A 10476-nucleotide genomic window follows, 5' to 3' on the forward strand; every position below is an offset into this window, starting at 1 on the left:
ACGCTCGTCGCCTTCGGCCTGCTGGCGAGCAGCAGGCCGAAGGCGACGAGCGTGAGCGTCAGACCAGCCAGGGACACGATCAGCGTCACGTCCCGGTTGTGGTCCGCGCCCCGGCCGCCCGCGATGTTGCCTACGACCAGGCCCGTGCCGTAGACGACCAGGAGCCAGGCGACATCCGCCGTCGAGAAGCCCGTGACCTCGGTGAACGTGTACGCGAGGTAGCTGAACGCACCGAACATGCCGCCGTAGCCGAGGGCCGTGGCGGTCAGGGTCAGCCACACCTGGGTCGAGCGGAAGGAGCGGAGTTGGGTCCGCAGACCCGCACCCCCACGCACCCGTCCCGCCCAGCCCGGTACCAGTACGGCGATCGCCGCCAGCGCTACCGAACCGATCGCCGTGATCGCCCAGAACGTCGCCCGCCAGCCCCACCGTTCGCCGACGAGGGCGCCGAAGGGGACGCCCAGCACGTTCGCCACCGTCAGGCCGGCGAACATCATCGCGACCGCGCGGGAGGCCCGTTCGGGAGGGACCAGGCGGCGCGCCACGAGGGAGCCGATGCCGAAGAAGGAGCCGTGGCAGAGGGCCGCCACCACGCGGCCCAGGAGCATCGTCGGGTAGTTCGGCGCGATCGCGCACAGCAGGTTGCCCGCCACGAACAGGGCCAACAGGCCTACCAGGATTGGTTTTTGGGACAGCCGTGCTGTTGCCGCCGTCATCGCTATCGCGCCTACCGCGACCGTCAGCGCGTAGCCGGAGATCAGCCAGCCCGCCGCGGCCGTGGACACGTCCAGGCCGCGGCTCACCTGTGGCAGCAGCCCGGCGATCACGAACTCGGTCAGACCGATTCCGAAACCGCCGAGCGCCAGCGCGAGCAGGCCGAACTGCCCACCACCGCCTCCGAGTTGCGCAAGCGGGCCCAACCGCCCACCGCCGCCTCCGAGTTGAGCGGTCAGATCACCACCCCGTCGATCTGCAAGGTCTGCACCGCCCCGGCCGCGAACGTCGCGCTCACCGTCTTGCCGCTCAGGTAGGTGTCCGAGTGGGAGGTGTAGAGGTCGCCTCCGCCGCCCGTCACCGTGTTCCAGCGCGGGACCAGGCCGCTCGAACCACCCGCCACCGTCGTGAACTTGGAGAGGTCGAAGGTCAGGGTCGTCGAGGACGAGCCCGTGTTCGCCGCCACTATCACCAGGCGCTTCGCCGTCGCGTCGTAGCCCGCCGCCGCGTAGCTCACGCCCGTGTCCAGGATCGTCATGCCGGGGCGGATGTGACGGCTGAACTGGGCCATCACGTAGTACTTCGTCTGCACCGCGCCGGCCGTGAGCGTGCTCTGGTCGTACGCGATCATGGCCCAGCCGGACGACGGGTCCATGACCTGCCAGTACGTCCACGCCGTGGGGTGCAGCCAGCGGAAGTCGTAGAGCAGGTTGCTCGCCATCGTCAGGCCGGTGGAGTCGCTGTCGCCCGTCTCGGAGTTCCACAGGGCCTTGCCGGACGTCGTCACCACGTCCGTGTACAGGAGGTCTCTACGGCCGCCCGAGCCCTGGTAGCCGTGGACGTTGACGCGGTTGACGTAGCCCTTCGTCGTGGATGAGAAGGCGCTCCAGGTCGTCCGCGCCAGGTCGTAGCTCGTCTCGTCGGACGCCGAGATCTTCGTGCTCGTCAGGCCTCGGGCGTCCAACTCGCTGCGGACGTAGGGGAGTACGGCCGCCTGGACCGTCGAGTCCATGTGGCAGCCCTCCTGCGTGCCGGTCGCCGTCCACCAGCTCGACGAGGGCTCGTTGAAGGCCTCGACCGTCGCGAAGTTCACTCCCCAGTTGTTCTTCGCGTAGAGGGCCACGGCCGCCAGGTGGGAGGCGTGCTGGCGGTAGTTCCAGGACTGGAGGTTGTTGCCGCCGCCGGAGGCGCCCGACGGGTTGTGGTTCAGACACATCCACCACATGGGGGAGTTGGCGAAGAGCTCGGTGGTCGCCCCGCGTGCCGTCGCCTTCACCAGCATCGCCCGCTGGGTCGCGTCCGCCGTCCACTTCCAGGCCGAGGACGTGGGGTCCTCGTTGTTCCAGTCCTGCCAGTAGCCCTCGATCTGCTTGAACGCGGGGATGTTGGCCGAGGCGACCATCGACTCGCCGCTCACCGTGTTCCAACTGCACGCGCCGAGGTTGTAGCGGGCGATGTTCAGGCCCAGGCCCGGCAGTGAAGTGCCGTTGTACGTCGTCGACTTGGTGGTGAAGAAGATGTCGGCGAAGTCGTCCCGGGCGCCGAAGACATTCGCCCACCAGGCGAGCGAGGTGCCCCAGCCCTCCCACGTGCCGTACTTCGTCGCCGGGTTGACCGCGACCGTCGCGTCGGCGCGCGCGGTGCCGGCCGCCAGGGCGGTGCCGAGGAGCCCACCGCCCGCTGCGGCCAGCAGGGTTCTGCGTCGGATCATCTCTACTCCCGATTCGCTCAACCGCCGGTCGTCCCACCGGCGTCGGCCATCCCCCCGGCTCGTGCCACCAGGAAGCATCGGGTGCGGCGTATGGGGTTGTCGAGAGTTGTGTCACCCCTTTCTAAAACCCGTGTACGAAGGATCGAACGGCGGCCTTCACCACCGCCTCACCGCCGCCTCCGCCGCCAACAGGAGTCATGAGTCTGGTGAGTTCGCGAACCGGCCCTTATCGTGCGGCCCATGCGGGTTCCCGTCGTGCAGCACCGCGGCCGTCGACGCCGTGCGCTGGGCCGACGCGTCCTGTGGACCGGTGGGGAGTTCCTCGTCACCGCCGGGGTCGTCCTGCTCCTCCTCGTCGTCCACGAACTGTGGTGGACCAACCGGGAGGCCCGTCAGGGCGCCGAGCATCAAGTACAGGCCCTGGAGCGGCAATGGGCGACGCCCGGCGCGGTGGGCGGCGGCACCTCGTCGGCCGACAAAGGATCAGTCGACACCGGTACGGCGGGCGGCGGTTCACCCCGCCGGAGCACCACCACCGACACCGGCGCCGGCGGATCCACCACCCCCCACGCCTCCCAGGCGTACGCCATCCTCACCATCCCCCGCCTCCACCTCCGCGTCCCCATCGCGGAGGGCGTCAGCAAGCAGAACGTGCTCAACAAGGGGTACGTCGGCCACTACCCCGGCACCCAACAGCCGGGCCAGGAAGGGAACTTCGCGCTCGCGGGGCATCGCAACACCCACGGCGAGCCGTTCCGGTACCTCCCGCGCCTGCGCCTCAAGGACACCGTCCAGGTCGAGACGAGCGCGGCCACCTTCACCTACACGGTCGACAAGATCCTGCCGCAGACCTCCGCCGCCGACTCGGGCGTCATCCGGCCGATCCCGCGCTCGATCGTCAAGCCGTCCTACGGCTACAGCCGACCCGGCTTCTACATCACCCTCACCACCTGCACGCCGGAGTTCACGTCCAGGTACCGCATGGCGGTGTGGGGCACGCTCACCTCCACGCATCCCCGGTGAGGGCCCAACCCCGCTGAACGCACAGCCGTGTTGAGGCCTCACGCCCGCTCCCGCAACACCCCCACACTCACCGCCGCCACCACCGCGAGCCCCGCCGACACGACCATCGCGATGTCCGCGCCCCGGGCAAGACCGCCCCCGGCCGACGTGGCGATCGCGATCGTCAGCGCGACCCCCGCGCACGAGCCGATGTACCGGAACGTCTGCTGCGCCCCGGACCCCATCGCGGCCCGGGCCGCCGGTACCGACTCCACGGACAGCAGCGGCAGCGCGGCGTTCAGCAGACCGCTGCCCACCCCGGCGATCACCAGTCCCGGCAGCAGCCGTACCCAGGAACCGGAGTCCAGCGCGCCCAGCATCGTCAGGACGCCGGCCGCGTGCAGCAGGAAACCCAGGGTGAGTTGGTGCCGGGAGGAGACGCGGCCGGCGAGGCGGCGGGCCTGGAGGGCGACCGTGAAGGACAGGCCCGACCAGAGCAGGAACAGCCAGGCCGTGTCCATCGCGGAGAGGCCGAGTGTCTGCTGGAGCAGCGCCGGCAGGAAGCTGAACAGGCCGATCACCGCGAAGCCCGTGAACAGGCCGCCCGCCGAGGAGGCCAGGAAGAGGCGGTGGCGCAGCAGGCCCAGGTCGATCATCGGGGTCGCGCCCCGGCGCTCCACCAGCGCGAAGACGCCGACCAGCACCACGGCCGCCAGCGCGAGCAGGGCCACCGGCGCCCGCAGCCAGCCGTCGCGGCCCAGGGTCAGCGCGGCGACGAGGGAGACCAGCGCCAGCCCGAAGGTGACCGCTCCGGCGACATCGGGGCGTCCGCCGCGCGGCGCGCGGGACTCGGACAACGTACGGATGCCGAGGGCCGCGACGACGAGCGCGGCGGCGCCGAGGACGCCGTAGGCCACGCGCCAGTCCGGTAGCGCGCCCGTCACCAGCGGGCCGACGGCTATGCCGCCGCTGACGAAGGCGCCCCACACGCCGGTCGCGTGCAGTCGGCCGCGCGGGGTCGGGAAGGCGTGCACGATCAGGCCCAGGCTGCTGGCGAGCAGCGCCGCGCTGGACGCGCCCTGCGCGATCCGGGTCAGCGTGAACAGCAGGGTCGAGGAGGTCAGCGCGGAGAGTGCGGTGGTGATGCCCAGCGCGAAGGTGCCGGCCAGGAAGATCCGGCGGCGGCCGTAGTCGTCGGCGAGGCTGCCGGCGACCAGGAGCAGCGCGGCCAGGCCCAGCGGGGTGCCGTTCAGCAGCCAGGCCTGGGCGGAGAGCGGGGTGTGCAGGGCGGCGGCGATGTCCGGGAGCGTGACCATCGGCGCGGTGTACGTCATCAGCGCCACGGCGGTGGCCGCGCTGGTCAGGGCGAGGGTGGCGCGGGGGTGCGGCACGCTCGGCTCGGAGACCGGCGGAGCTTCGGCCGTCCGGCTGAGAGTTCGTTCACTGAACCTAGTCATGTGGAGTACCGTAACACCATAGGTTCGTTCATTGAACCCACGCGTCGGGAAATCGCTAAGGTGGGCGGCATGGCACTGGGCAAGGACTACGCGACACAGGAGTGCTCGATCGCCCGGGCACTGGAGGTGGTCGGGGAGCGCTGGACACTGCTCGTCGTCCGCGACGCCCTCTACGGCGTCCGGCGCTACAACGACTTCCTCGTCCACCTCGGCATCCCGCGCGCGGTCCTCGCCGCCCGCCTCCAGGCCCTCACCACCGCCGGCATCCTGGAGAAGCGCCGGTACCAGGAGTCCCCGCCGCGCGACGAGTACGTCCCGACCGACCGCGCGATCGCGCTGTGGCCGGTGCTGCGCTCACTCGGTCGGTGGGGCCGCGAGCAGTTCGGCGAGCCCCAGCTCCGCTACTTCCGGCACACGGCCTGCGACACCGAACTCGGCTCCTACGGCGAGTGCCCCGCCTGCGGGTTCGTCGTCCCGGCCGGGGACGTCCTCATGGTGCCCGGCCCCGGACTCAACCCAGACCCCGCGGATCCGGTCAGCCGCGCCCTCCTCCAGCCGCGCCGACTGCTCCAGCCGATCGAGACCGACCCGGTGTGACCGGTCCGGTATAACTGACAGGACGAGAGCGCTGGTCGGGGAGGGGAGGGGCAGCCGATGAACCGCGGTCGCGCCACCCTCCTGTTCCTCCTCCTGCTGTTCCCGCTGACGCTGGTGGACGCCGGCGGCCTTCCCGCCGCCGTCACCGTCGCGCTCGCCGCGACCGCCACCGCCCTCGCCGTCCGCGCCCTCCTCACCGCGCGCCGCGTGCCCGCCGTGCCGCCCGCCCGGGTCCGTACGGCCATCCGCGACCGGGCCCGCCGTACGGCGTTCCTGCCCCAGCGCGACCCCGACGCCTCGGGCCGGCCACGCCCCCGAGCCCCCGGACACGCCCTCCGGACGACCACCGCGTAAAGCATTCCCGCGCGGGTCGTCACATCGCCATGCCCCACTCCGGCACGACGAGACCCACGGAGGGCTCACCCATGTCCGTACTCACCCACGCCGTCGGCCAACTCGCCGACCTGCTCCACCCGTTGTTCGGCCCGGCCGCGGTCGCCGTCGCGATCGTCCTGTTCACGGTTCTCGTACGACTCCTCGTCCATCCGCTCTCCCGGGCCGCCGCGCGCGGACAGCGGGCGCGGGCCCAACTTCAGCCGCGTATCGCCGAGTTGCGGAAGCGGTACGCGAAGCAGCCCGAGAAACTCAGCGCCGCCGTAGTGGAGTTGCACGCCGAGGCGAAGGTGTCCCCGCTGTCCGGACTGCTGTCTAGCCTGCTGCAACTCCCGGCGTTCTTCCTCCTCTACCGGCTGTTCTCCGGCGGGGGCGACGAGTTGCTCTCCCACCGGCTGTTCGCCGCGCCGCTCGGCGGACGGTGGGCCGACGCGCTCGCAGGGGACGGGCTGTTCGGGCCGGCCGGGCTCGTCTACGTCGGACTGTTCGCCGTCGTCGCCGCGGTCGCGACCTTCACCTACGTCCGGGCCCGGCGGACGGCGGCCGCCGACAGCGCCGTCGGCCGGGTGCTGCCGCTCATGTCCTACTTCACCCTCGTCACCGTGGCCGTCGTACCGCTCGCCGTCGCGCTGTACGTGACGACCAGCGCGGCCTGGAGCGCGGTCGAACGGGCCCTGTTGTACAGCTGAGGGGCGTGGTGACGGTCCAGTCCGTGAACCGGGTATTGCGGACTGGACCGTGAGCTTGGAGGATCGGCCAGTCATCCGATGGCTGCACCCATCGGTCGACGGCCCGCACGATCGATGGAGATGGTGAACATGAAGCTGCTGCGAGTCGGTACGGCAGGGGCGGAGCGGCCCGCGCTGCTCGACGCCGAGGGAACCCTGCGGGACCTGTCCGGCATCGTCCCGGACATCGACGGGCCGCTGCTCGCCGACACCGCCGCGCTCGGCCGGATCCGCGCCGCCGCCGATGCCGGTGAACTGCCCGCGCTGGACGCCGACGGGCTGCGGGTCGGCCCGCCGCTGGCCCGGATCGGCAAGGTCGTGTGCATCGGGCTGAACTACCACGACCACGCCCGCGAGACCGGCGCCGAGCCGCCCGCGGAACCCGTCATCTTCTTCAAGGCGGCGGACACGGTCGTCGGGCCGTACGACACCGTGCTCGTGCCCCGCACGTCCGTGAAGACGGACTGGGAGGTCGAACTGGCGGTAGTCATCGGACGTACGGCCCGTTATCTGTCCTCGCACGAGGAGGCGCTCGCGCATGTCGCGGGCTACGCGGTCGCGCACGACGTGTCCGAGCGGGAGTTCCAGATCGAGCGGGGCGGGACCTGGGACAAGGGGAAGAACTGCGAGACGTTCAACCCGCTGGGGCCGTGGCTGGTGACGGCGGACGAGGTGTCCGACCCGCAGGCGCTCTCGCTGAAGCTGTGGGTCAACGGGGAGTTGAAGCAGGACGGCACGACCGCCGAGCAGATCTTCCCGGTCGCCGAAGTGGTGCGCTACGTAAGCCAGTTCATGACCCTGTACCCCGGCGACGTCATCAACACCGGTACGCCGGCGGGGGTCGCGCTGGGACAGCCCGAGCCGAAGCCGTTCCTGCGGGCCGGGGATGTGGTCGAGCTCGAGATCGCGGGGTTGGGCAGGCAGCGGCAGGAGTTCAAGGACGCCTGAGGGGTGGGGGGTGTGGCTGGTCGCGCCCATGTGGCGGAGCCGCGTATCGATACGGCTCCGCGTCCCTGAAGGCGGCCTTCGCTCACGCCAGGAGAGAGGCGAGCCTGCGCCATGCCTCTCGAGGCAGCTCCTCGTGGGAGTTGCCGGCCACCACCTGTAGGGCCACATGGTCCGCGCCCGCCGCGAGGAAGTCGTCGATCCTGGCCCTGATCGACGACTCCTCGCCCCACGCGAACACCGCGTCGACCAGCCGGTCGCTGCCGCCGTCCGCGAGGTCGGGCTCGGTGAAGCCGTTGCGGAGGAAGTTGTCGGTGTAGTTCGGGAGGCCGAGGTAGGGGGCGAGGGCCTCGCGGGCCAGGGTGCGGGCACGGGTCGGGTCCGTCTCCAGGACCACCTTCAACTCCGGGGCCAACAGAGGGGTTTCGCCCAGGATCTCGCGGGAGCGCGCCGTGTGCTCGGGTGTCACCAGGTACGGGATCGAGCCCGCCGACCGGTCCCGGGCCAGCTCGATCGTCCTCGGGCCCAGCGCGGCGAGAAGGCGACCCTCCGCGGGTACCCCGGCCGTGTCCAGGGCGTCCAGGTAGCTCACGAGTGCCGAGTACGGGCGGCGGTACTGGTCCGCCAGCTTGGCGTGGCTCACCCCGAGGCCGAGCAGGAAACGGCCGGGGTGGGCCGCCTCCAACTCCGCGAAGCTCGCGGCGCTTTCGGCCGCGTCGTACTGCCAGATGCTCTGGATGCTGGTGCCGACGGCGAGCGTCGAGGTCGCCTCGACGAGCGGTACGGCGTGCCGGGCGGCGCTGCTGCCGCCCAACCAGACAGCGCCGTAACCGAGTTGCTCCAACTCGGCCGCCGCGTCGGCGAGTTCACCGCGCCGGGCCGGATCCTCGGTGCGCAGGCCCACGCTCCAGATGCCGTACCGTCCGACCGTTTCCCTCAGCTTCTTCGGCGTAGCGCTCATCGGTGCTGTTCCCTCCGCTGTCGGGCGTACGGACAGTGCCAACCGGAGCCGGTCCCGGCTTAATCCCGTCCGTCGCCCAGGAACTGCTCCAACGCCGCCACCACGAACCGGTGGTCCTGCAACTGCGGCAGCCCGCTCACCGTCACCGTGCCGATCACGCCCACGCCCTCGACCCTGATCGGGAACGAGCCGCCGTGGGCCGCGTACTCGTCCGGGTCGAGCCGGGAGGAGTCCTCGAAGGTGCTGCCCTTGGCGCGGAAGCGGGTGCCGACCAGGTAGGAGGCGGCACCGAAGCGCTCGACCACCTTGCGCTTGCGGTCGATCCACGCGTCGTTGTCCGGGGACGAGCCCGGCAGTGCCGCGTGGAAGAGCTGCTGACCGCCGCGCCGGATGTCGATGGCGACCGGCGCCTGGCTCTCGCGGGCCAGTTCCACGAGCAGGGAACCCAGCGTCCAGGCGTCCTCGTAGGTGAAGCGCCGGAACACCAACCGGCGTTCCTGCGCCTCGAGTTCCTCCACCGTCGGGGTGATCTCCGGGGCGATCCGCCGGGTGATCGCGGGCTTGTTCTGGGTCACAGGGTCACCGTCACTCCGTCGCGGGCGCTGCGGCGCGCGGCTTCCAGTACGTCGAGGGCGGCGGCCGCCTCCAGGGCGGTCACCGGGTTGGGGGCGCCGTCACGGAGGGCGGCGGCGACGGCCGCGTAGTACGCGGGGTAGTCGCCGGGGAGCGTCGGCTCGGGGCGGCCACCGCCGGTCAGCGGGGAATCTCCGGCGCCGACCCGGCCGTAGAGCGACTCGGGTTCCTGGCCCCAGACCTTCTCCGTGCCGGGGCGCTTTCCGTCCCGCAGGTCCGCCTCCTGGGGGTCGAGGCCGTACTTCACATAGCCCGCCTTGGAGCCCAACACCCGGAAACGCGGGCCCAGTTGAGCGGTGGTCGCGGAGACGTACAGGTGTGAGCGGACGCCGTTCGTGTGGGTGATCGCGAAGAACGTGTCGTCGTCCGTCTCCGCGCCCGGGCGACGGATGTCCGACTCGGCGTACACGGAGGCCGCGGGGCCGAAGAGGGTCAGCGCCTGGTCCACGACATGGCTGCCGAGGTCGTAGAGCAGACCGCCGATCTCCGCCGGGTCGCCGGACTCGCGCCAGCCGCCCTTGGGCTGCGGGCGCCAGCGCTCGAACCGGGACTCGAAGCGCCATACGTCGCCCAGCTCGCCCTCGGCCAGCAGCTTGCGCAGGGTCAGGAAGTCGTTGTCCCAGCGGCGGTTCTGGAAGACGGAGAGCAGGAGGGAGTGTTCCTCGGCGAGCGCGGCGAGTTCGCGGGCCTCGGCCGCCGTGCCGGCGATCGGCTTGTCCACGACGACCGGGAGGCCGGCCTTCAGCGCGCTGGTCGCGAGCGGGACGTGCGTCTTGTTCGGGGACGCGATGACGATCAGGTCCAAGTCGTCGGCGCGGGCCAGGAGTTCGTCGGGAGACGCGGCCGTACGGACGTCCGGGAACTCCGCGCGGGCCTGTTCCTGCCGCTCCGGGTTCGAGGTGGCGACCGTGTCCAGGGCGAGGCCCTCGGTGGCGGCGATCAGCGGGGCGTGGAAGACGGAGCCCGCGAGGCCGTAGCCGACGAGGCCGACGCGGAGGGGTGTGCGAGTCGTGCGTCCAGTCATGCCCTCCACTTTGGCAACGCTGTTGCCAAAGTGCAAGTGGTGGGGAGAATGGGGGTGTGAACAGTGAGTGGGGCGGGACAGCGACAGGGACAAGGACAGGGGTCGGTTCGGCGAGTGCGGTGGGTGCGAATCTGCTCGCCGTCCGCAGTCACAACACCGCGCTGGTCCTCGACCTGCTGCGGACCGCCGGCACGGACGGGATCAGCCGCCTCGAACTCGCCGAGCGCACCGGGCTCACCCCGCAGGCCGTCAGCAAGATCACCGCTCGGCTCCGCGACTCCGGCCTCGTCGCGGAGCCGAGCGGTGATCTT

At 71.2% G+C, this 10476-nt stretch carries 12 protein-coding genes; 6 read left to right on the top strand and 6 right to left on the bottom strand.

The window, feature by feature from the left end:
* Both JHN63_RS48210 and JHN63_RS48215 read right to left on the bottom strand, forming a co-directional pair.
* Positions 1–920, bottom strand: a 920-nt coding sequence (locus JHN63_RS48210; RefSeq protein WP_234478820.1) for an MFS transporter, incomplete at its 3' end; no start/stop codon positions are given.
* A gap of 29 nt (positions 921–949) precedes the next feature.
* The gene (locus JHN63_RS48215; protein ID WP_200691475.1) at positions 950–2425 is read right to left on the bottom strand and encodes a beta-1,6-galactanase; all 1476 of its coding nucleotides are present in this window, start codon (positions 2423–2425) and stop codon (positions 950–952) included.
* Positions 2426–2665: 240 nt separating this feature from the next.
* On the opposite strand from JHN63_RS48215, the gene JHN63_RS48220 reads away from it, so the two are divergent.
* Complete coding sequence (locus JHN63_RS48220) at positions 2666–3448, top strand: class E sortase (RefSeq protein WP_200691476.1); 783 nt, start codon at positions 2666–2668, stop codon at positions 3446–3448.
* Between the two features lie 38 nt (positions 3449–3486).
* Here the strand turns inward: JHN63_RS48220 and JHN63_RS48225 are convergent, their stop codons facing one another.
* Positions 3487–4884 (bottom strand): MFS transporter, encoded by a 1398-nt coding sequence (locus tag JHN63_RS48225; RefSeq protein ID WP_200691477.1) that lies wholly within the window; start codon positions 4882–4884, stop codon positions 3487–3489.
* A 69-nt stretch (positions 4885–4953) separates the two neighbouring features.
* Between JHN63_RS48225 and JHN63_RS48230 the strand changes: the two genes are divergently transcribed.
* The 4 genes from JHN63_RS48230 to JHN63_RS48245 all read left to right on the top strand — a co-directional run bounded on the left by JHN63_RS48230 (position 4954) and on the right by JHN63_RS48245 (position 7550).
* The gene (locus JHN63_RS48230; RefSeq protein ID WP_200691478.1) at positions 4954–5481 is read left to right on the top strand and encodes a helix-turn-helix domain-containing protein; all 528 of its coding nucleotides are present in this window, start codon (positions 4954–4956) and stop codon (positions 5479–5481) included.
* A gap of 57 nt (positions 5482–5538) precedes the next feature.
* Positions 5539–5835 (top strand): DUF6412 domain-containing protein, encoded by a 297-nt coding sequence (locus tag JHN63_RS48235; protein WP_200691479.1) that lies wholly within the window; start codon positions 5539–5541, stop codon positions 5833–5835.
* A 71-nt stretch (positions 5836–5906) separates the two neighbouring features.
* Positions 5907–6563 (top strand): membrane protein insertase YidC, encoded by a 657-nt coding sequence (gene yidC / locus JHN63_RS48240; RefSeq protein WP_200691480.1) that lies wholly within the window; start codon positions 5907–5909, stop codon positions 6561–6563.
* Positions 6564–6692: 129 nt separating this feature from the next.
* Positions 6693–7550, top strand: coding sequence for a fumarylacetoacetate hydrolase family protein (locus JHN63_RS48245; protein ID WP_200691481.1), 858 nt, complete (start codon positions 6693–6695; stop codon positions 7548–7550).
* A gap of 82 nt (positions 7551–7632) precedes the next feature.
* Here the strand turns inward: JHN63_RS48245 and JHN63_RS48250 are convergent, their stop codons facing one another.
* Genes JHN63_RS48250 through JHN63_RS48260 form a run of 3 tightly spaced genes read right to left on the bottom strand, consistent with a single transcriptional unit; the run spans position 7633 to position 10165 of the window.
* Positions 7633–8508: an LLM class F420-dependent oxidoreductase gene (locus JHN63_RS48250; protein WP_200691482.1), complete on the bottom strand. Its 876-nt coding sequence runs from the start codon at positions 8506–8508 to the stop codon at positions 7633–7635.
* 59 nt (positions 8509–8567) lie between these two features.
* A complete protein-coding gene (locus JHN63_RS48255) occupies positions 8568–9083 on the bottom strand; it encodes a heme-degrading domain-containing protein (RefSeq protein ID WP_200691483.1) in 516 nt (171 codons plus the stop codon).
* Positions 9080–10165 (bottom strand): Gfo/Idh/MocA family oxidoreductase, encoded by a 1086-nt coding sequence (locus tag JHN63_RS48260; RefSeq protein WP_200691484.1) that lies wholly within the window; start codon positions 10163–10165, stop codon positions 9080–9082. The genes JHN63_RS48255 and JHN63_RS48260 overlap by 4 nt, the downstream gene beginning before the upstream one ends.
* 56 nt (positions 10166–10221) lie before the next feature.
* Here JHN63_RS48260 and JHN63_RS48265 point away from each other — a divergent pair.
* On the top strand, positions 10222–10476 hold a 255-nt coding region (locus tag JHN63_RS48265; protein ID WP_307782167.1), incomplete at its 3' end, for a MarR family transcriptional regulator.

The organism is Streptomyces sp. MBT65 (assembly GCF_016612545.1).
Classification (GTDB): Bacteria; Actinomycetota; Actinomycetes; order Streptomycetales; family Streptomycetaceae; genus Streptomyces.

Coding starts and splice junctions, on each gene's coding strand:
- JHN63_RS48220 (WP_200691476.1), top strand. CDS start 2,666: ATGCGGGTTCCCGTCGTGCAGCACCGCGGCCGTCGACGCCGTGCGCTG.
- JHN63_RS48215 (WP_200691475.1), bottom strand. CDS start 2,425: ATGATCCGACGCAGAACCCTGCTGGCCGCAGCGGGCGGTGGGCTCCTC.
- JHN63_RS48230 (WP_200691478.1), top strand. CDS start 4,954: ATGGCACTGGGCAAGGACTACGCGACACAGGAGTGCTCGATCGCCCGG.
- JHN63_RS48250 (WP_200691482.1), bottom strand. CDS start 8,508: ATGAGCGCTACGCCGAAGAAGCTGAGGGAAACGGTCGGACGGTACGGC.
- JHN63_RS48235 (WP_200691479.1), top strand. CDS start 5,539: ATGAACCGCGGTCGCGCCACCCTCCTGTTCCTCCTCCTGCTGTTCCCG.
- JHN63_RS48260 (WP_200691484.1), bottom strand. CDS start 10,165: ATGACTGGACGCACGACTCGCACACCCCTCCGCGTCGGCCTCGTCGGC.
- yidC (WP_200691480.1), top strand. CDS start 5,907: ATGTCCGTACTCACCCACGCCGTCGGCCAACTCGCCGACCTGCTCCAC.
- JHN63_RS48245 (WP_200691481.1), top strand. CDS start 6,693: ATGAAGCTGCTGCGAGTCGGTACGGCAGGGGCGGAGCGGCCCGCGCTG.
- JHN63_RS48225 (WP_200691477.1), bottom strand. CDS start 4,884: ATGACTAGGTTCAGTGAACGAACTCTCAGCCGGACGGCCGAAGCTCCG.